This is a genomic window from Streptomyces ortus (genome assembly GCF_026341275.1).
Lineage (GTDB): Bacteria > Actinomycetota > Actinomycetes > Streptomycetales > Streptomycetaceae > Streptomyces > Streptomyces ortus.
The window spans coordinates 8,222,150-8,241,069 of sequence record NZ_JAIFZO010000002.1 but is presented as its reverse complement, the minus strand read 5'-3'; the positions used below and the strand labels follow the sequence as shown (position 1 = coordinate 8,241,069).

Below are 18,920 nucleotides of genomic sequence, written 5' to 3'. Positions count from 1 at the left end.
ACAGCTCTCTTTCACACGTTCGTTTCAGTCATACGTTCGTTTCATTCAAACATATGTAGAGTCCGTCGTGTGGCAACCCCAGACACCCGCACCCAGCTCCTCGACGCGGCCGGGCACCTCTTCGCCGAGAACGGTTACCGCGGCACCTCGGTCCGCGCGATCACCACGCTCGCCGGAGCGAACCTGGCCGCCGTCGGTTACCACTTCGGCTCGAAGGCGGAGCTGATGGCCGCGGTCGTCCGCCGGGCGATCGAGCCCATCACCGCCGCCCAGTGCGCCGGGCTCGACGCACTGCTCGCCCGCACCCCCGACCCGGCGGTCGGCGATCTGGTGGAGGCCTTCGCGGGACCGCTGTTCGACGAGATGCCGGCCGGCGACGAGGGCGGCACCCGGACGTCCCGCCTGATCATGACGATCCTCAGCGACCCGGCCGACGAGGCCCGCAGCTGGACCGGCCCCGCCGAGGACTCGGTCCGCGAGCGCTACTTCGCGGCCTTCGCGCGCGTACTGCCCGGCCTTTCCCAGGAAGAGCTGGCGTTCCGGATGCGGGGAATCCTCGCCGTCACGGCCGTCGACCGTCTCCAGCTCGACCAGCGGCCCTCCCCCGGCTGCGCACCCCCGGAGGCGGGCGAGGCGGCCCGGCGCTGGGCGCTCACGTTCCTGACGGCGGCGCTGAGCGCGCCTGCGACCCGGATGTGACGGCGCGCCTTCAGTTCGCTGGTTGCACCCACAACTACCTTGTGTGTGCGCCGACTTGGCGACGGGCGTCCGGCGGTGACCAGCCGGCCGTCCGACCGTGTCCCAGCAAGGAAAAGAACGAACATGAAGATCGGCTTCGCACTTCCGCAGTTCCACAAGCAGGCCTTCGGCATCTCCCGCATCGCCCTGTTCGCCCGTGAGGCCGAGCAGGCAGGCGCCGCGAGCCTGTGGGTCGGCGACCGCAACCTGGCCGCGGTGTCCCCGAAGGTCGGCTACGGCGGTCAGGGCGACACCATCCCGGCCGAACTCAACCCGGCCGCCGACCCGTTCGTCCTGCTGGGCGCGGCGGCGAGCGTCACCGAACGCGTCCAGCTGGGTATGCACGTACTGATCGCGCCGCTGTACCCGCCGGTCCAGCTCGCCCGCTCCCTGACCACCCTCGACCTGGTGAGCGAAGGACGTCTGCTGCCCGGGTTCGGCATCGGCTGGTCCCCCGAGGAGTACGAGGCGGCCGGCCTGGACTTCCACCGGCGCGGCGCGCGGATGGAGGAGCTGCTCGACGTCCTCGACACCATATGGACCACCGACCCGGCCGAGTACAAGGGCACCCACCTCACCGTGCCCCTGCACCACTCACCGCTCAAGCCCCACCAGAGCCCGCGTCCGCCGATCTACCTCGGAGCGATGTCCGAGCGCGCGCTGCGCAGGGTCGCCCTGCGCGGGGACGGCTGGCTGCCGCTGTGCGTGGTGCCCAGCTACGTCGACATCGACGGGCTCGTCGCGCAGCGCGCCCTCATCGACGGCCAGGCCCGCGAGGCCGGCCGTGACCCGGCGGACATCGGCACGGTCCTGCGCGTCAACATCGACGCCGGTACCGCGCCCTCGGCCGTCGTCGACACCCTCAAGTCGGTGCACGAGCGCACCGGAATCGCCCACTTCATGATCGACTCCCTCTACACCGCCGACACGGTCGAGGACTCGATCGAGCTGGCCACCGACATCCTCGTCCGGGTGAACCGGGGCTGAGCCGGGCCCGTGTCCCCGTACCCGCGGGGACACGGCATCACCCGTACCGGAACGGCGCGGTCACTGCCCGGTTCCGGCCGCCGCCCCGCCCTCGACCGGGATGCCCAGCCCGTCGGCCACGGTGGTCAGCGTCGCCCCCAGGGGAAGGGCGACCCGGGTGACGGCGTGCACGTCACCGCGGGTCGCGTCCCGGTTGACGATCAGCACCGGCTTCCCCTCCTGCGCCGCCTGGCGGACGAAGCGGAGCCCGGACATCACCGTCAGGGAGGAGCCGAGGACGAGCAGGCAGTTCGCCGCGCGGACCAGTTCGCGGCAGTGCTCGACCCGGGCGGCAGGCACGGCTTCGCCGAAGAACACCACGTCCGGCTTGAGGATGCCGCCGCAGAGCGTGCAGGGCACCACGCGGAAGTCCCCGACCTGCTCATCGGAGAGGTCGGCGTCACCGTCGGGGTTGATCGCCGCGGCCACCGGTGCGAAGCCCTCGTTCGCCTCCTCCAGCCGGCGGGCGAGTTCGCGGCGCGGGCCGAAGGCGCCGCAGGACAGACAGACGACCCTTTCCAGACTCCCGTGCAGCTCCACGACGCCCTCGGTGCCCGCGGCCTGGTGCAGGCCGTCGACGTTCTGCGTGATCACGCCCGTGAGCAGGCCGTGCCGCGCGAAGGCGGCGACGGCCCGGTGCCCGGCATTGGGGCGGGCACGGCCGAAGGTACGCCAGCCGAGGTGGCTGCGCGCCCAGTACCTGCGCCGCGCCTGTTCGCCGCCGACGAAGTCCTGGTAGGTCATCGGGGTGTGCCGGCTCAGGCTCCCGCCCTCGCCCCGGTAGTCGGGGATGCCCGACTCCGTGGACAGGCCCGCTCCGCTGAGTAGCAGCACACCGCCGAAGCGCAGCGCGTCGGCGACCGGTAGCGGATCCGTGGTGCCGGGCGGCAGGTCTTCGGTCGGGGTCCAGCTCAGAGTGGGGCGCATGCGCATGCCACCAGAGTAGGCAACCTCCGTCCTCTTCCGTTCGGCCGCCGGAAAGGCGCCGGCGGCAGCGACGGTCCGCGCACGTATCCCGCCGGTGAACTTTTTCAGACACACGGTGGCGTAATCCGTCACCTTCCAGCCATGTGGGGGCACGGGCCCCAACTGCGTCCTTTACGTCTCCGTAACCCTCCGAGTGCTGGATGGCACGGCTCTGAGCTGGGGTGATGCAGGATTCCTTCATTGACGGCGGCCTCGGTGCTCATTAGCGTCGGCGCCATGAACCACCGAGCCCCCGTGGACACCGTCGACGAGCTGGACCGGCGCATCATCGCCGCGCTCCAGCTCAACGGACGTGCCCCGTGGAGCGCGGTGGCGCGGTGGGTGGACGCCAGCGAGACGACCGCCCAGCGACGCTACCGGGCCCTGCGCGAACGCGGGCTGCTGCGCGTGGTCGGCACCCTGGAACTGGACCGGACGCGGGAGGGATCCTCCATGCTCGTCCGGGTGCAGGCCAGGCCCGGCCGTGGTCTTGACGTCGCGGACCGGCTCACCGCCAGTCCGGATGTGCGTTTCGTCGCTGTGGTCACCGGCGCCGCCGACCTGATCGTCGACTTCGTCGCCCGCGACAACGAGGAGATGATGCGGATGCTCTTCACCGATCTGCCCGCGGCCGACCTCATCACCAGCACCGAGGCCGTACCGGTCATCCGCGCGTTCACCTCGGCGTCGATGTGGGACACCGGACTGCTGCCCGCCGAGGCAGCCGCCGACCTGCGGCCCGACTCCCTGGCCTCGTCCTGCGACCGGGCCGACTGGGACGTGACACCGCAGGCGCTCACCACCCTGGAGCAGGCGGTCGTCGCGGCCCTCAAGGAGGACGGCCGCACCCCGGTCAGCACGCTGGCCAGGAGTCTGGAGCACACGGAGTCCAGCGTCGCGCGGGCCATGGACCGGCTCATCGCCCGCGGCATCCTCCAGTTCCGCACCCTCGTCGAACCGGCTCTGATCGGGTACGACGCGGAGTTCATGGTCTGGCTGTCGATCGAGCCCGACCGGCTCGACGCGGCGGGACGGCAGCTCGCCGGACATCCGGGAACCAAGTTCCTGGGCGCGGCGACCGGCCGCTTCAACCTCGTCGGACACATGGTGCTCCCCCGCCGCACCGACCTCTTCCGCTACACCAGCGACGTCATCGGGGCGCTGCCCGGCCTGCTGGCCTCCGACGTGACCCTGCACCTCGTCACCATGAAGTACTCCTGGCACCGCATGGTCCGCCCGGCCGCCTGAGCGGGCACCCGCGCGCCCGCGGCCCGCTCCGGCCGCGCTCCCCCACTTTTCCCCGTCCTGTCCCCGACCCCCGTGGAGTCACCATGCCCACAGACGACTCCGGCCTGCCCGCGGAGAGCTGGCGCTGGACCGAACAGACCTGGCGCGGCCACCTCGACGCCGTGCGCGCCGGACGCCGGCTGGTCCCCGACCGCTGGCCCGGCGGCGCCCGCGTCGCGGTCGCCCTCTCCTTCGACTCCGACCACGAGACGATCCCGCTGCGCGACGGCGAGACCAGCCCCGGCCGCCTCGCCCAGGGCGAGTACGGCGCCCGCGTCGGCGCGCCCCGGATCCTCGCTCTCCTCGCCCGGTACGGCGTGCCCGCGACGTTCTTCATGCCCGCGGTCTCCGCCCTGGCCCACCCCGAGGAGGCGCGCGCCTACACCCGCGACGGTCATGAACTGGCCGTGCACGGCTGGATCCACGAGCGCAACATGCTGCTGGGCCGCGACGACGAGCGGGAGCTGACCGCGCGTGCCCTGGACACCCTCGACACGCTGACCGGGCGGCGGCCCGTCGGCATCCGCACGCCGTCCTGGGACTTCTCCGACTCGACGCTCGACATCATGCTCGAACTGGGCTTCTCGTACGACTCGTCGCTGATGGCGGACGACGAGCCCTACGAGATCGTCGCCGACGGCAGGCCCACCGGTCTGGTCGAGATCCCCGTGGACTGGATCCGCGACGACGCCCCGTACTTCACGATGGACCGCTACGGCTCCGTCCGCCCGCACAGCCGCCCGCGCGACGTGCTGGAGATCTGGACCGACGAATTCGACGCCGCGTACCGCGACGGCGGGGTATTCCAGCTCACCCTGCATCCGCACGTCATCGGCCACCGTTCGCGCCTGGTGGCGCTGCGTGAACTCCTCGACCACATCGCCGCCCACTCCGACGTCTGGTACGCCACCCACGCCCAGCTCGCCGACGCGGCCCGCGCCGTGCTGAACAACGGGGTGCCGGCCGAAAACAACCGCTCGACCGCCCGTTCCGTCCCCGACGCCCCGGAGCAGACGCCATGACCACCGGACCCGCCACGCCCCCCGCCGGTCCCCTGTCCAAGGGCGGCGGCTCCCCCGCCCCGGGCAGACTGAGCAGCGCCCAGCGCAAGGCCATCGTCGCCGGCACCATCGGCAACACCGTCGAATGGGTCGACTGGGCCCTGTACTCGATCTTCGCGAAGATCATCGCCGATGAGTTCTTCCCCAAGGGCGACGGCGCGGTGGCCCTGCTGTCCACGCTCGCCGTGTTCGCCGTCGGTTTCGTGATGCGTCCGGTCGGTGCCGCGGTCCTCGGCGCGTACGCCGACCGGCACGGCCGTAAGAAGGGCATGACCCTCACGGTCGCCCTGATGGCGGGCGCCGGCTTCCTGATCGCGATCACCCCGAACTACGACACCATCGGCGTCCTCTCGCCGCTGGTCCTGCTCCTCGCCCGGCTCGTGCAGGGCTTCTCCGCGGGTGGCGAGTTCGGTTCGTCCTCCGCCTTCCTCGTGGAGTCGGCGGCCCGCGGCAGGCGCGCGTTCGCCGGGTCGTGGCAGCAGGTGTCGGTCGCGGGCGGCGTCCTCATCGCCTCGCTCCTGGGCACCCTCACCACCTCGACGCTCAGCGACGACGCCGTGCACTCCTGGGGCTGGCGCGCCGCGTTCGTCTTCGGCGGACTGCTCGGCCTGGTCGGACTGTGGCTGCGCGTCACGGTCGAGGACACCGAGTCCTTCACCCAGGCACAGGACACGGGCCGCACCCGGACCAACCCCGTCAAGACGATGTTCGTGGAGCACCCGGCCGCGACCCTGCGCGTCGCGGGCATCACCATCGCGGGCACCCTGACCTACTACATCTGGGTCAACTACCTGCCCACGTACGCGAATCTGACCACCGGCATCCCGCTCAAGACGGCCCTGCTGTCGCAGACGCTGTGTCTGGTCGTCTTCGTCGTCGCGCTGCCGTTCGTCGGGCTGCTCTCGGACCGGATCGGCCGCAAGCCGACCATGGCGGCCTTCGCCGGCGGCTTCGTGGTCCTCGCCTGGCCGCTGCTGCACCTGCTCAGCGGCAGCTTCCTGAGCCTGTTCCTGGTCCAGCTCGTCGGCATGCTGCTGATCCTCGGCTACTCCGCCAACTGCGCCGTCATCATGGCCGAGCAGTTCCCCGCGGAGGTACGCGCCACCGGAATCGCCCTGCCGTACGCGCTGGCGGTCGCGCTCTTCGGCGGCACGGCGCCGTATCTGACCACCTGGATGCACGAGAACGGCCACAGCGACCTGCTGTGGATCTACGTCTCCGGCGCCGCGCTCATCTCCCTCGTCGTCTACCTCACGATGCCGGAGACCAAGGACAAGGAGTTCGCCTGATGGCGCACGTGCTCGTCACCGGTGCCGCGGGCGGTATCGGCGGGGCGATCGCCGGGGAGTTCGCCGCACGGGGCGCCCTGCTCACGCTCGCCGACCGCGATCCAGAGGCGCTGGACCTGACCGCGGCACGGCTGGGCGGCGGCGCGGTGACGCGCGCCGCGGACCTCACCGACCCGGACGCGCCCGCCGCCCTGGTCGAGGCGGCCTGGGCGGCGAACGGCCCCGTGGACGTCCTGGTCAACGCGGCGGGGGTCTACCCGTCCCTGGACATGGCCGAGGTCGAAGCCAACGCCTGGGACCGGCTGTTCGCGGTCAACCTGCGTGCTCCCGTGCTCGCCACCGCGGCCTTCGCACGGCTCGCCATGGCTGCCGGGCGGCCCGGCGCGGTCGTCAACATCAGCTCCGGTTCCGCGCTGCGGGCCCGCCCCGGCGGCGGCCCGTACGCGACGTCCAAGGCCGCCCTGGAGATGGCCACCCGGGCCGCCGCACTCGAACTGGGCGAGCACGGCATCCGCGTCAACGCGGTCAGCCCCGGGTTCGTCCAGGTGTCCAGCGACTGCAACCCCGTCTCCGCCGAGTACGCCGCGGCCATCGGCGGCAACCCGCTCGGCCGCCCGGGCAGCCCCGAGGACATCGCCCGCGCGGTGTGCTGGATCGCGGGCCCGGACGCCTCCTGGATCACCGGAGAGATCCTGCGCGTGGACGGCGGGTCCAGTACGGGCGCACTGCACCTGCCCCGCATCTGGCAGCCCGGTGACATCCGCGCCACCCCGCACCCGGCGCTCCCGGCCGATCGCGCCACCGCCTCCACGGAAGGACTCCCCTCATGACCACCCCCTCCGCGCAACGGGCCGCCTACACCATCGTCGGCGGGGGCGCGATCGGCGGCACGCTCGCCTTCGCCCTCGCGCGGGCCGGCCACCCGGTCACGGTCGTCGACACCGATGCCGCCCATGTGGCCGCGATCCGCGCCCGCGGACTCGTCGTCGCGCACGGCGAGTCGCGTACGAGCGTGGCGGTCGACGCCGTCACCCCGGACGAGTTCCAAGGCGCCCTCGGACGGGTCCTGCTGGCCGTGAAGGCACAGGCCACCGGCGCGGCGGCGGCGTGGATCGCGCCCCGCCTGGAGCCGGACGGCTATGTGACCTCCCTGCAGAACGGCTTCAACGAGGGTCTGATCGCGCAGCATGTGGGCGCCCACCGCACCGTCGCCGCGTTCGTGAACATCTTCGCCGACGTCGTCGAACCGGGTGTCGTCCTGGACGGCGGCGCCGGGGCCCTGGTCGTCGGCGAACCCGGCGGGGCCCCGGTCAGCCCACGCGTCCGCGCGGTGGTGGCCGACCTGCGGAGCTGGGGCCCGGCCGTGGCCAGCGACAACGTCGAGGGATATCTGTGGGCCAAGGCCGGCTTCGGTGCCATGCTCGCCGCCACCGCCCTCGCCGACGCCCCCATGGCCGACCTCATCGACCGGCACCGCCCCGCCATGGCCGGTCTGACCGGTGAGATCTTCGCCGTGTCCGACCGGCTCGGCGTCGCCCTGGAGGCCTTCGACGCCTTCGACCCCCTCCCGTTCCGGCAGGGTACGGATCCGGCGGAACGGGACGCCGCCTTCGACCGCCTGAGCGCGTGGCTGCGTACGCAGGCGAAGGACCGCAGCGGGATCTGGCGGGACCTCGCCGTACGGCACCGGCCCGTCGAGGTCACCACCCACTACGCCGACGTCTTCGGCCACGCGGCCCGCGAAGGGCTGCCCACACCTCTGCTGCGCACCGTCATGGAGGGCCTGCGCTCCCTGGAGGGCGCCCCGGACGGGATGTCGGAGTCGCGCCTGGCGGAGCTGGACCGTCTCGCCGGGCCGGCGGTGCTCGGCGGGACCCATGAGTCCGGCCACGTCGCCCCGTCCACGATGCCCGGACGGCCGCCCGCGGCGGAGCAGGCCGCGGCGGTCCGGCGCTGGCTCGACGAGCACCGTGAGGAGATGGTCGCCGACCTCGACGCGTACACGTCCCAGGGCAGTGCCAGCGACGATCCGGACGACCTCGATGCCTGCCTCGGCTGGCTGCGCGACTGGCTCGACCGCCGCCTGGGCGCACCGGACGCCGAGGAGATCCTTCCCCGGACGGGAACGGGGGCAGGGGCCGGGGCCGGGGCCATCCTCGTACGCCGCTATCCGGGCCGGGACGCGTCCGCCGAGGACGGCCGGCCGGTCCTGCTCCTCGGTCACTACGACACCGTGTGGCCGACCGGCACCCTCGACGACTGGCCCTTCCGGCGGGACGGCGACCACATCAGCGGGCCCGGCGTGTTCGACATGAAGGCCGGTCTCGTACAGGCGGTGTGGGCCCTGCGCGCCCTCGACGCCCTGGGCCTGCCCAGGCCCGCCTGCACCCTGATGCTGAACGGCGACGAGGAGACGGGCAGCCTCGCCTCCCACGAGGCCATCGTCGCCGAGTCGCACGGCAGCAGGCTCGCCATGGTCTTCGAGGCGGCGGCCGACGGCGCGATCAAGACGGCACGCAAGGGGGTGGGACTCTTCACCCTCACGGTCACCGGCAGCGAGGCCCACGCCGGGCTCGACCCCACCGCCGGGGCGAGCGCGGTGGACGAACTCGCCCACCAGATCCTGCGCCTGGCGGAACTGCGTGCCCCGGAGGCGGGCACCTCGCTCAACGTGGGCGTGGTGGAGGGCGGCACCCGCAGCAACGTCACCGCGGGGCGGGCCGTCGGCCGCATCGACATCCGTGTCGCCTCCGCGGCCGAGCAGCAGCGGATCAGCGATGCCCTCGCCGCCCTGCGCCCGGTGGATCCGCGCACCCGCGTGGAGATAAGCGGGGACTGGAACCGGCCCGTCTTCGAGCGGACCGAACAGGTCGCGGCGCTCGCGGAGCTGGCCCGCCGGTGCGCGGCGCTGCTCGGGGAGGATCTGCGGGAGGCGTCCGTCGGCGGGGCGAGCGACGGCAACTTCGTCGTGGCCGCGGGGACGCCCGTCCTGGACGGCATCGGCGCGGTCGGCTCGGGCGCGCACGCCCGCTCGGAGAACACCTCGGTGTCCGGCATGGTGGCCCGCTCCGCGCTGACCGCCACGGTGCTGGTGTCGCTGGCCGCCGGATGACTACGAGACCGACGCCGCGCGCCCGGCCGGGGATATGACACAGGCTCTGCGAGACATACCGCGTGACCGTGACGCGTCAGGCTCCGGCTCCGGCCTCCGCCCGTGTCCGCCTTCGCCGCGGGGCGCGTTCGGCTCCGCGGCGGGGCGCGTTCGGCTCCGCGGCGGAGGCGGGAGCGCCGGTTCGTCACCCCGCGGGCGCGACGGCAACATTGTCGAAGGCGGCCTCGGTGTCGAAGACCCGGACGCCGTTCGCGCCGCTGCGGTAGGTGCCGTCGCTGACGGAGATCTTGGGCGTCGTCATGTCGTCGACGAACACCTTGATCGACGAGCCGACGGCGGTCACCCGCATCCGGTGGGCCGAACCGGAGCCGATGGCCGTGCGGGCACTGGCCAGCTCGGTCCAGGAACCGTTCGCCCGGCCGAGGACCACCTTGCCGCTCGGGCTGATGCCGGCGTAGTAGCCCGAGTAGCTGTCCCAGCCGACCGACGGCCCGCTCACCCTGAAGGTCAGGCCCGCGTCCCCGCCGCCCGAGGTGACGGTGACGTCGGCGTCGTAGGTGAAGTCGGCGAAGTTCGTGTCGAGCAGCGCCTTGCCGCCCAGGTTCCGGCCCACCCGGTACTGTCCGCCGCTCACGGACCAGGTCCCGCCGTACGTCTTCCAGCCCAGCGCGTTGCCGTCGGCGAAGTTGTCCTTCACCTGCATCGCGATACGGCGGATGGTGCCGTCGGAGTTGAAGTGGAGGCGGTCGTAGGCCAGTTGACGGTGGTTGCCGTCGCTCTCGCTGAGCGGGCGGCGGTGGTAGACGATGTACCAGATGTCGGTGCCGGGCACGTTGACGACGGAGTTGTGGCCGGATCCCTTGGCGACCGCCGGATCCTGGGCGAGGACCTTGTCGATCTTCTTGAAGGGGCCGGTGGGTGAGTCGGACATCGCGTACGACACCGAGTAGTCGGGGCCGGTCCAGCCGCCCTCCGACCACATGAAGTAGTACGTGCCATCGCGCTTGAACATGTAGGAGCCCTCGGTGAAGTTCTCGGGGGTGATCTCCTTGTAGGTGGAGCCGTCGTCGAAGGTGCCCAGGCTGGTCATGTCCGGGTTGAGCTTGACGACGTTGGAGTGGTGCCAGCCGCCGTAGTACATGTACGCCTGACCGTCGTCGTCGATGAAGACGTCCTGGTCGATGGGCTGGGCCCCGTTGTGGAACTGCGAGATCAGCGGCTTGCCGAGCGCGTCCTTGTAGGGGCCTTCGGGGCGGTCGGCGACGGCCACGCCGATGCCGCCGAGTTCCGAGTCGTTCTGGATGTCGTTGGCGGCGAAGTACAGGTAGTACTTGCCGTTCCGTTCGACCGGCGCGGGGGCCCACACCGCGTACTCGGCCCAGGTGACGTCCGCCGTCTTGAGGACGTTGCTGTGCTTGGTCCAGTGGACCAGGTCGGTGGAGGAGAACGCGTCGAGGTAGGTCTGCTCGGCGTAGGGCTTGGATGCCGTGGGGTAGACCCAGAACCTGCCGTCGTAGACCGCGGTGTCGGGGTCCGCGTACCAGCCGTCGACGAAGGGGTTGCCCGCCTCGGCGGTCGAGTAGTCGGGTGCGGCGACGGCGGTCGTCGGCGAGAACATCGCCACGAGGCCGCCGACCAGCAGGGTGGCCAAGGACTTGGCGACGAACCCGGTCGATCGGACAGTCACGAGAACCTCCGTGGGGGGTGAGGCCGGCGAGAGCAGACAACGTTGTCGAGAGCTCCGTGACGGGAATCGCGCGTGGGGTTGCTGCACGTTGGTGTTTACATCGTTGCAAGGGGGCTGTAAACCCTTCGCGCACGGATCGTCACCCACCGGTTCACGGGTGCTTCGCCCGGTCGAGCGGGTCGTTGCCGGCTCGGTCACCGGGCCGGGATGAACGGCCCCGGGGCGGGCACTCGGCCTCTGTGACACCAAGGGGTGCCGCGTTTCCGACGGAAAGAGAGACCCATGTACATCGGTCTGGGCACCATCGTCGTCATTGTCATCATCATCGCCGTCGTCATGATGCTGCGCCGTCGCTGACATGCGCCCGGTTCTGCCCGTCCGTCGCGCGGAGATGCGGGAACCGGACGCACACCGGTCGGCGCCGGCCTGCACGGCACGGCGCCGACTCTTCGTGACAGGCGACAGGGGCTATTCGGCGGCCAGCAGGCCCGCGCGGAGCTTGCCGAGGACGCGGGTGATCAGCCGCGACACGTGCATCTGCGAGTAGCCCAGCTGGTCGGCGATCTGCTGCTGGGTGAGTTCGTCGACGAAGCGGAGGTGGATGATCCTGCGGTCACGCTCGTCGAGTTCGGCGACCAGCGGCGCCAGGGAGTGGAAGTTGTCGATGACGTCGTAGGAGTTCTCCTCGAAGCCGATGAAGTCGGCGAGCGCGGTGTCGGACTCCTCGTCCTGGTTCATCACGGCGGCGTCCAGCGAGGCGGCGTTGTAGCCGTTGGACGCCATCTGCGCCTGGACCACCTCGGAGACCTCCAGCTGCATCAGCTCCGCGAGCTCCGCCGTCGAGGGAGAGCGTCCCAGACGGGTGCGCAACTCCTCGGTGGCCTTGGACAGTTCCAGCCGTGCCTCCTGGAGGCGGCGCGGAACGTGCACGGCCCAGCTCGTGTCGCGGAAGAACCGCTTGATCTCGCCGGTGATGTAGGGGACGGCGAAGGACGTGAACTCGACCTCGCGGGACAGTTCGAACCGGTCGATCGCCTTGATCAGGCCGATGGTCCCGACCTGGACGATGTCGTCCATCTCCTGCGGGCCCCGGTGCTTGAACCGGGAGGCCGCGTACTGCACGAGGGAGAGGTTCATCTCTATCAGGCAGTTGCGCACGTACTGGTACTCGTGCGTGCCCTCCTCGAACTGCGCGAGACGGTCGAAGAACCGCTTGCCGACCTCCCGCGCGTCCCGGGGCGTGATGGAGGAAGGGTCCGCGTACGCGCGCTCGACGAGGTCCTGCGCCACCCCGGTGGCCCGGACACCGGCCCCGGTCTGCTCCTGCGCCGTCACGATGGTCATGGGGTCTCGCTCCTTGTGCCTCAAACATGGCTGCCGTTGTTGATCCTGCCCGCGCGTACCCGGGTAGCGGATTCGTACGCCCACGGATTTCGGCCGAGTCCCGGTCGGGGTCCGGGATCGCGCCCCGGGCCGCCGCCGGAACTGTCCGCGCCCGGGGCCGGCCCGAAGGTCAGGCGGCCTGGATGAGTTCCGCGCGCCCGAACAGCAGCGCGTACCCCGACGGCAGTTGGGCGAGGACGCGGTCGAGGAGGGCAGGGCCCGCGAGGTCGGCGACGGCGGCGAGGACGGCTCCGGCGTCCCAGCGCGCGGTGGCGGGTGTGCCGCCCGTGCGGGAGGCGAGGTCCTTGACGAATCCCCAGCCGGTGAGCGGCTCGGGGTCGGGGCGCCGGCCAGTGAGGACGAGGGCGGCCTCGTCCGGCAGGCAGGCGGCGAGTTCCGTCCGCTCCTCGCCGGTGAGCTGACGTCCCAGCGCCGCCAGGACGGCGTACGTCACTTCCTCGGCGCGCTCCCTGGTGGAGTACGCCCCCTCGTACCGGATCCTCTCCAGCATCCGGTGAAACGTCGTGCCGGGTCGGGCCGAAGCCGGTTCACGCAGCGAAATCATCGGAGTGTGTTGCCTTTCTCGCCCTTCGGGCGTGGTGCCGGTGGGAGGGGCCGGCCCGGTGGGCATCGGCCGGCCCGTTCGTGTGGCGCCGCGCGCGGGACGGGATCGGAGCGGGGGCCCGATCCCGTCCTCCGCGTGCGGCCCTGCCGCGGAGATGAGTCCTCAGGCCCGGATCTGCTGCTGCTCGGATCCCCCGCCGATCGAGACCTTGCGGGGCTTGGCGCGCTCGGCGATCGGGATGCGCAGGGTCAGCACCCCCGCCTCGTAGTCGGCCCTGATGCGCTCGGTGTCCAGGGTGTCGGCCAGCACCAGCTGGCGTGAGAAGACACCTACGGGCCGCTCGGAGAGCTCCATCTGCACCTGGTCCGCGTCCGCGGCCGGGCGGCGCTCCGCCTTGACGGTCAGCATGTTCCGCTCGACATCGATATCGACCGCGTCCTTGTCCACACCGGGCAGGTCGAGTGCGATCACGTACTCCTCGCCGTGCCGGTAGGCGTCCATCGGCAGGACCGAGGGCCTGGACGAGGTGCCCGTGACACCCGTCAGCTGCTGGGCGAGCCGGTCCAGTTCGCGGAACGGGTCAGTGCGCATCAACATCGCGAAAACACCTCCACAGGTCTGGCAGTCACTGCCAATGCGCTTCAACTGACTCCGTTGTAGCATGTCATCGAAACGATGACAACTTCGATGTCATCCAAAGGATGACAGTCGCGCACGACGCCCGAGAGGATCTCCATGCCCCCTGCCTCCGACCCTCATGACCCCGCTTCGCTCCTCACCGCCAAAGCGGCGCTCGACGCGATCGGCGAAGCCGTCCGTACCGCCCGGACCGCGCGGCCGGAACCGTCCACGAAGGACGGGCAGGCCTCCGCCGACCAGGCCCTGGCGGCCCTCGTGCTCCTGCGTGAACTGCGCGAACAGCTCGCCGGATGGGAGCCGGGACTGATCGAGGCGGCCCGGGCGGCGGGCTCCAGCTGGGCGGAGCTCGCCCAGCCGCTGGGTGTCGCCAGCCGCCAGGCCGCCGAGCGCCGCTACCTGCGCGTACGCCCCGGGACGTCCGGCAGCACCGGCGAACAACGCGTACAGGCGACCCGGGACCTCCGCGCCGCCGGCCGCACCGTCTCCGCCTGGGCCCGGACCAACGCCGCCGAGCTGCGGCAACTCGCCGGGCAGATCACGGCTCTCACCGACCTGCCCGCGCAGGCGCGCACCCCGCTGGCCCGGCTCGCCGACGCCCTCGCCGCCGACGACGCCGCCCGTCTCCTCGGCCCGCTGACCGACGCGCGCGCCCATCTCGAAGCCGCTCACCCCGAGCTCGCGGCGCGCATCGACTCCATCAGTGACAACACCGACCGGCTCCGCCAGGCCCGGGGCGGCCCCGCCTCCTGAAGGCAGAAGGCAGAAGGCGGCGATCCGAACGGAAACGGCTGGGGCCGCCTTGCGACATCCCGGGGTTCGGGGCCCCTCCCCGGCCCGCCCGGCGCCGTCCGGCCGTCCGGCCGTCCTTCGCGGGCCGGGCCCGGTTCAGCGGGCTCGCCGCAACCGCACCGCGGCGACCAGACCCAGCACCACCCCCACCGCGAGGACGGCCAGTCCCTTCAGCCAGACCTCGCGTTCGATCTGGGTCGCCAGCAGGACGCAGGATGCCGCCCCCAGGACCGGCACCACGGACGGGGCCCGGAAGTGATCGTGGTCGGTGACCTCGCGGCGCAGCACGAGCACGGAGGTGTTGACGAGGAAGAACACCACGAGGAGGAGCAGGACCAGCGTGGAGGCGAGGGTGCCCACATCGCCGGTCAGCGCGAGGAGCAGCGACAGGGCCGTGGTGGCGGCGATCGCGGCCCACGGCGTACGCCGGCCGGGCAGCACCTTCGTCAGGAAGTTCGGCAGCAGGCCGTCCCTGGCCATGCCGTAGGCCAGCCGCGACGACATGATGCCGGTGAGCAGCGCGCCGTTGGCTACAGCGACCAGGGCGATGGCGCTGAAGACCTTGGTGGGGACCCCGCCGGCCGCACGGACGACTTCGAGGAGCGGTCCGCTGGACTCGGCCAGCTTCCCCGTCGGCACGGCCGCCGCCGCGGCGGCTCCCACCAGGACGTACACCGCCCCCGCGGTGACCAGCGCGCCGAAGAGCGCCCTGGGGTAGGCGCGCCGGGGATCACGGGTCTCCTCGGCCACGTTGACGGACGTCTCGAATCCGACGAACGAGTAGTAGGCGAGTACCGCCCCGCTGAGCACGGCGGCGGCGGGCCCCTTGCTCGGGGTGCCGAGGTCGGTGAGCCGTCCCACGTCTCCGTCGCCGCGGAGCACGATCCAGGCACCGAGCCCGATCACCAGCAGGAGTCCGCCGACCTCGATGACCGTCGCGACGGCGTTGGCCCTCGTCGACTCGCTGATGCCCCGGGCGTTCAGCAGCGCCAGCGCGGCCAGGAAGACGATCGTGACGAGCACCACCGGAAGCGAGACGAACTCGGACAGGTAGTCGCCGCCGAACCCGCGGGCCAGGGCGCCCACCGACACGACGCCTGCGGCGAGCATGCAGAAACCGGCGAGGAATCCGGCGAAGGGCCCGTAGGCCAGGGTGGCGTAATGGGAGGCTCCGCCCGCGCGCGGATACTTGGTGACCAGTTCGGCGTACGAGGCGGCCGTCAGCAGCGCCAGGCACAGGGCCACCAGGAGCGGGGCCCACACGGCGCCACCGGCATCGGCCGCGACCTGTCCGACCAGGACGTATACGCCGGCGCCGAGAACGTCACCGAGGATGAAGAAGTAGAGCAGCGGGGTGGTCAGGGCCTTCTTGAGCGCCGTGGGAGCTTCCGAGGTCCGGGGCGCGGCTTGGGGAGTGTGCACGAAGCGCCGTGTACCCGGTGCGGCGGGTTTACGACATGGCGAATGGATGGCTCGTGGAGCGGGCCGCGGCCGTGAGCTCGACCGGCGGCTGCCGGACCCGGCCCGCGGTGGCGTGAATCCACCGCAGGACACCGCCGCACGAACAGTGTTCCCGACCGTCCCCGGCTCCGCGGCTACCAGCTACCAGCTACCAGCTACCAGCTACCAGCTACCAGCTACCAGCCAGGGTCTTCGGCTCTCGGCGCAGGCGGTGGGCCCGATCTGGTGCCGGCGCAGCAGCTTGTGGTCCACGACGCCGTCGAACGGTTGGAAGGCGCCCAGCCCCAGGAAGAATCCCGCCCGGGCGTGCGCGGGCGGCGGGCGCGACAGGGCCGGTCGCGTCAGCCGTCGGGGAGGGGGTCGGCGGTCCGGTCCGGGCTCGTCCTGACGCATTCTCTCGGGCCGCCCGCGGCGGGGGTGAAGCAGGCCCGGACCGTCGTCCCGGGGCCGACCACACTCATGAGCGTGTGGACGTACGTGTCCGCCTCGTCGCGGCTGGTGACCCGCGCGCGGTGGAGGGAACCGTCCCGGCCTCCGGTGCGCAACTCGATGCGGTCGTCCACGGCCGCGCCCCACATACGGGCCCAACTCGCCCCGCACTCCGGGCTGTAGCGGATCTGGAGCCAGGCCCCCGTGGCGGTCTCGTGCTCGGCGAGGGTCGTCGGCTCGGCGCCGCACTTCATCGCGATCGGGTCCTTGTCCCGACAGGAGTCGTGCCGGCAGAGCGCCCCGGTGGCGGGGGACGGCGTCGGGGACGGTGCTGCCTGCTTGCGGTGCGAGGAAGGAAGGTTGACGAGTACGAGCGTTCCTATGGTCACGGCGCAGACCGACATCAGGGCGGTGAGGACGGTGACGGACCGGTGGCCGGCCGGGCGGGTGGAGTCCGGTGCCGTCTCGTTTCCGCCGTTGTCGGAGAGGGCGACGGCGGTCTGGGCCGGGGGCGGTGTGGCCGTCCGCACGCCGGTGGACTGTCGGGCGGGTGTCCCCCGTGCGGGCGCGCCGGCTTCCGGCTGTGGCGTCACGCGCGTGCTCTGCGTACCCTGCGCCCCGTGTGTCCCGTACGTCCCGTGTGTCACCTGGGTTCGGTGCGTTCGGGCGATGTCCAGGAGCGCCAGCGGGTGGTCGGCCGGCTCGCCGGCGAGCCGGCACAGTTCCGTGACCGCGCTGCGGGGCGGCAGACTCTTGCCGTTGAGGTAGCGCTCCCAGGACGACTTGCTGAAGGTGGTCACGTTCGCGAGCTGTGCCAGGCTCAGGCCGGTGCGCTCCTTCAACTGCCTCAGTACGACGGCCAGTCGGTCGCCCGCCGGGGACGGTGCGGCCCGTGTCATCCGCGCAGCGCCTTCCAGGAGCGCGGGCCCAGCATGCCGTCGACGACCAGGCCCGAACGCTGCTGGAACGCTTTGACGGCCCGTAGCGTCAGGGGGCCGAACATGCCGTCGATCCCGCCCGGCGAGATGCCCGCCCGGCGCAGGAGACACTGCGCCTCGGCGACATCGGCGCCCGTGGCCCCGTAGACGATCTCGTCGTTGCGGCCCTTGTTGAGGCCGGCCGACCAGCGGCCGTCGACGCGCGAGATGCGGCATGTGTAGGAGGGCGGCGGCGAGGTCGCGGTGGTGGCGGGCGGGGCGGCGACAGCCGCGTGGGTGGCGTCCTCGTCGAGGCGCAGCAGGAGCAGCAGGGCCGCCAGGAGGGCCACGCTCAGGGCTACGACGCCTGCCGCGAGGGCGATGTGCGGGAAGCGGCCTGGGGCCGGTGCGGGGGTCGGGGGTACGGCGGCAGGTAGTACGGCGGTAGGTGGTGCGGCGGGCCCGATCGGCGTGAGCGGCTCCGCGGGGTTCCTGGCGCGGCGGCTGTCCCAGGTGTCCGCGGCGATCTCGTGCAGCGCGATCAGGGGGACGGGGTCCGCGCCGGTGATGCGGGCCAGTGCCTCCACCGCCTCCCGGGGCGGCAGCGAGGTACCTCCCAGATACCGCTCCCACGACTTGGCGCTGTAGCCGGTCTTCGCCGCGAGGTGTCGCGTCGTCAGTTCACCGTGATCCTTCAGTCCGCGTAACCGTTCCGCCAACTGCCGGGCGCAAGGATCGAGTTCGGCGGACAGCGCCTTGTAGCGCGCCATGTCTTCCCCCATACGGTCATGAGTGTGAGCAGGGACCCCCCTCCGCTGCTCCGCATTCTGCATGAGCCCGTCACATCTGTCACAGGTGTCCCGCACAACCGTCCCGCGAGGCCCTGTCCTCGCAGGTCAGCAGGGTGGTCGTCCCGAGCAACCGTCACCTGCTCCGCAGCCGTGGCCAGGGGCCCTGACGCCCTGCACCTTTGACCTCGTCACCTCATCCCGGCAGGCGATCCCGGCAGGCCGGACAGGGGCGGATTCCACGACCGAAAGAGGAAAGCATGCGAGCGAACGCTCTGGGCACGACCATCGCCGGACTCGTCACCGTTGTCGGCCTCGCCGCCGGCAGTGTGGCGACCGCGGGCACCAGCTTCGCGGCGACCGCGACCACCGCGCGGACGGCGGCGGTCGCACAGCCCGCCGCCGTGACCGCGACGCAGAACTTCGGTCTGACCACGGCCGAGGCCAAGAACGTCCAGAACTTCCTCGCGGACTACTGGGGCTACACGGGCTCCATCGACGGTCAGCTGGGCACCAACAGCTGGAAGGCCTTCCAGCGCTGCCTCGCGAAGTACTGGGGCTACACCGGCGAGATCGACGGGGACCCCGGCACCAACACCATCAAGGCGTTGCAGCGTCTGCTGAAGGACAGCTACGGCTACACGGGCGACATCGACGGCGTCGCCGGTTCGGGCACCCGGGCGGCGTTCAAGCGCTTCGCCGCCTGAGAGCCCGACCGCTCCCCCAGGTCCGACGGCCTCACCGGCCTCACCTCCCTGAACGGCCTGGCCTGTCTGGTCCATC

General features: G+C 71.7%; 17 protein-coding genes. 9 read left to right on the top strand and 8 right to left on the bottom strand.

Annotation, left to right across the window (positions count from 1 at the left end; translation table 11 throughout):
- The first annotated feature begins 69 nt into the window (after positions 1-69).
- Together K3769_RS38975 and K3769_RS38970 are read left to right on the top strand one after the other, a co-directional pair.
- Entirely contained in the window at positions 70-699 is a 630-nt protein-coding gene (locus K3769_RS38975) for a TetR/AcrR family transcriptional regulator (RefSeq protein WP_267030931.1), read from the top strand.
- Positions 700-822: 123 nt separating this feature from the next.
- A complete protein-coding gene (locus K3769_RS38970; RefSeq protein WP_267030930.1) occupies positions 823-1,725 on the top strand; it encodes a TIGR03619 family F420-dependent LLM class oxidoreductase in 903 nt (300 codons plus the stop codon).
- A gap of 60 nt (positions 1,726-1,785) precedes the next feature.
- Here the strand turns inward: K3769_RS38970 and K3769_RS38965 are convergent, their stop codons facing one another.
- Positions 1,786-2,697 carry an NAD-dependent protein deacetylase gene (locus K3769_RS38965; RefSeq protein ID WP_267030929.1) on the bottom strand — a complete coding sequence of 304 codons (912 nt, stop codon included), beginning with the start codon at positions 2,695-2,697 and terminating at the stop codon, positions 1,786-1,788.
- A 270-nt stretch (positions 2,698-2,967) separates the two neighbouring features.
- On the opposite strand from K3769_RS38965, the gene K3769_RS38960 reads away from it, so the two are divergent.
- The 5 genes from K3769_RS38960 to K3769_RS38940 all read left to right on the top strand — a co-directional run bounded on the left by K3769_RS38960 (position 2,968) and on the right by K3769_RS38940 (position 9,479).
- On the top strand, positions 2,968-3,978 hold the full coding sequence (locus K3769_RS38960) for an Lrp/AsnC family transcriptional regulator (RefSeq protein WP_267030928.1): 1,011 nt from the start codon (positions 2,968-2,970) through the stop codon (positions 3,976-3,978).
- An 83-nt stretch (positions 3,979-4,061) separates the two neighbouring features.
- Entirely contained in the window at positions 4,062-5,039 is a 978-nt protein-coding gene (locus K3769_RS38955) for a polysaccharide deacetylase family protein (RefSeq protein ID WP_267030927.1), read from the top strand.
- Positions 5,036-6,367 (top strand): MFS transporter, encoded by a 1,332-nt coding sequence (locus K3769_RS38950; RefSeq protein WP_267030926.1) that lies wholly within the window; start codon positions 5,036-5,038, stop codon positions 6,365-6,367. The genes K3769_RS38955 and K3769_RS38950 overlap by 4 nt, the downstream gene beginning before the upstream one ends.
- Entirely contained in the window at positions 6,367-7,197 is an 831-nt protein-coding gene (locus tag K3769_RS38945; protein ID WP_267030925.1) for an SDR family NAD(P)-dependent oxidoreductase, read from the top strand. The genes K3769_RS38950 and K3769_RS38945 overlap by 1 nt, the downstream gene beginning before the upstream one ends.
- Positions 7,194-9,479: a M20/M25/M40 family metallo-hydrolase gene (locus tag K3769_RS38940; RefSeq protein ID WP_267030924.1), complete on the top strand. Its 2,286-nt coding sequence runs from the start codon at positions 7,194-7,196 to the stop codon at positions 9,477-9,479. The genes K3769_RS38945 and K3769_RS38940 overlap by 4 nt, the downstream gene beginning before the upstream one ends.
- 184 nt (positions 9,480-9,663) lie before the next feature.
- On the opposite strand, the gene K3769_RS38935 is transcribed toward K3769_RS38940, so the two are convergent.
- The 4 genes from K3769_RS38935 to K3769_RS38920 form a co-directional block, all read right to left on the bottom strand.
- The gene (locus K3769_RS38935) at positions 9,664-11,166 is read right to left on the bottom strand and encodes a family 43 glycosylhydrolase (RefSeq protein ID WP_267030923.1); all 1,503 of its coding nucleotides are present in this window, start codon (positions 11,164-11,166) and stop codon (positions 9,664-9,666) included.
- Positions 11,167-11,634: 468 nt separating this feature from the next.
- The gene (locus K3769_RS38930) at positions 11,635-12,510 is read right to left on the bottom strand and encodes a SigB/SigF/SigG family RNA polymerase sigma factor (protein ID WP_267030922.1); all 876 of its coding nucleotides are present in this window, start codon (positions 12,508-12,510) and stop codon (positions 11,635-11,637) included.
- Between the two features lie 169 nt (positions 12,511-12,679).
- Positions 12,680-13,114, bottom strand: a complete 435-nt coding sequence (locus K3769_RS38925) for a DUF2267 domain-containing protein (protein ID WP_267030921.1) — start codon at positions 13,112-13,114, stop codon at positions 12,680-12,682.
- Positions 13,115-13,276: 162 nt separating this feature from the next.
- The gene (locus K3769_RS38920; protein ID WP_267030920.1) at positions 13,277-13,711 is read right to left on the bottom strand and encodes an Hsp20/alpha crystallin family protein; all 435 of its coding nucleotides are present in this window, start codon (positions 13,709-13,711) and stop codon (positions 13,277-13,279) included.
- 138 nt (positions 13,712-13,849) lie between these two features.
- Here K3769_RS38920 and K3769_RS38915 point away from each other — a divergent pair, with 138 nt between their 5' ends.
- A complete protein-coding gene (locus K3769_RS38915; protein ID WP_267030919.1) occupies positions 13,850-14,503 on the top strand; it encodes a type III effector protein in 654 nt (217 codons plus the stop codon).
- Positions 14,504-14,638: 135 nt separating this feature from the next.
- On the opposite strand, the gene K3769_RS38910 is transcribed toward K3769_RS38915, so the two are convergent.
- The 3 genes from K3769_RS38910 to K3769_RS38895 form a co-directional block, all read right to left on the bottom strand.
- Complete coding sequence (locus tag K3769_RS38910; RefSeq protein ID WP_267030918.1) at positions 14,639-15,964, bottom strand: APC family permease; 1,326 nt, start codon at positions 15,962-15,964, stop codon at positions 14,639-14,641.
- Between the two features lie 380 nt (positions 15,965-16,344).
- Positions 16,345-17,331: a helix-turn-helix domain-containing protein gene (locus tag K3769_RS38900; RefSeq protein WP_267030917.1), complete on the bottom strand. Its 987-nt coding sequence runs from the start codon at positions 17,329-17,331 to the stop codon at positions 16,345-16,347.
- Complete coding sequence (locus K3769_RS38895; protein ID WP_267030916.1) at positions 17,328-18,119, bottom strand: peptidoglycan-binding protein; 792 nt, start codon at positions 18,117-18,119, stop codon at positions 17,328-17,330. The genes K3769_RS38900 and K3769_RS38895 overlap by 4 nt, the downstream gene beginning before the upstream one ends.
- A gap of 278 nt (positions 18,120-18,397) precedes the next feature.
- Here K3769_RS38895 and K3769_RS38890 point away from each other — a divergent pair, with 278 nt between their 5' ends.
- Complete coding sequence (locus tag K3769_RS38890; RefSeq protein WP_267030915.1) at positions 18,398-18,844, top strand: peptidoglycan-binding domain-containing protein; 447 nt, start codon at positions 18,398-18,400, stop codon at positions 18,842-18,844.
- Positions 18,845-18,920: the final 76 nt, after the last annotated feature.

Bases quoted from the DNA above. Each gene is read 5' to 3' on its own strand.
- K3769_RS38970 (WP_267030930.1), top strand. From the start codon at position 823: ATGAAGATCGGCTTCGCACTTCCGCAGTTCCACAAGCAGGCCTTCGGC.
- K3769_RS38965 (WP_267030929.1), bottom strand. From the start codon at position 2,697: ATGCGCATGCGCCCCACTCTGAGCTGGACCCCGACCGAAGACCTGCCG.
- K3769_RS38960 (WP_267030928.1), top strand. From the start codon at position 2,968: ATGAACCACCGAGCCCCCGTGGACACCGTCGACGAGCTGGACCGGCGC.
- K3769_RS38955 (WP_267030927.1), top strand. From the start codon at position 4,062: ATGCCCACAGACGACTCCGGCCTGCCCGCGGAGAGCTGGCGCTGGACC.
- K3769_RS38950 (WP_267030926.1), top strand. From the start codon at position 5,036: ATGACCACCGGACCCGCCACGCCCCCCGCCGGTCCCCTGTCCAAGGGC.
- K3769_RS38945 (WP_267030925.1), top strand. From the start codon at position 6,367: ATGGCGCACGTGCTCGTCACCGGTGCCGCGGGCGGTATCGGCGGGGCG.
- K3769_RS38940 (WP_267030924.1), top strand. From the start codon at position 7,194: ATGACCACCCCCTCCGCGCAACGGGCCGCCTACACCATCGTCGGCGGG.
- K3769_RS38930 (WP_267030922.1), bottom strand. From the start codon at position 12,510: ATGACCATCGTGACGGCGCAGGAGCAGACCGGGGCCGGTGTCCGGGCC.
- K3769_RS38925 (WP_267030921.1), bottom strand. From the start codon at position 13,114: ATGATTTCGCTGCGTGAACCGGCTTCGGCCCGACCCGGCACGACGTTT.
- K3769_RS38920 (WP_267030920.1), bottom strand. From the start codon at position 13,711: ATGTTGATGCGCACTGACCCGTTCCGCGAACTGGACCGGCTCGCCCAG.
- K3769_RS38915 (WP_267030919.1), top strand. From the start codon at position 13,850: ATGCCCCCTGCCTCCGACCCTCATGACCCCGCTTCGCTCCTCACCGCC.
- K3769_RS38900 (WP_267030917.1), bottom strand. From the start codon at position 17,331: ATGACACGGGCCGCACCGTCCCCGGCGGGCGACCGACTGGCCGTCGTA.
- K3769_RS38895 (WP_267030916.1), bottom strand. From the start codon at position 18,119: ATGGCGCGCTACAAGGCGCTGTCCGCCGAACTCGATCCTTGCGCCCGG.
- K3769_RS38890 (WP_267030915.1), top strand. From the start codon at position 18,398: ATGCGAGCGAACGCTCTGGGCACGACCATCGCCGGACTCGTCACCGTT.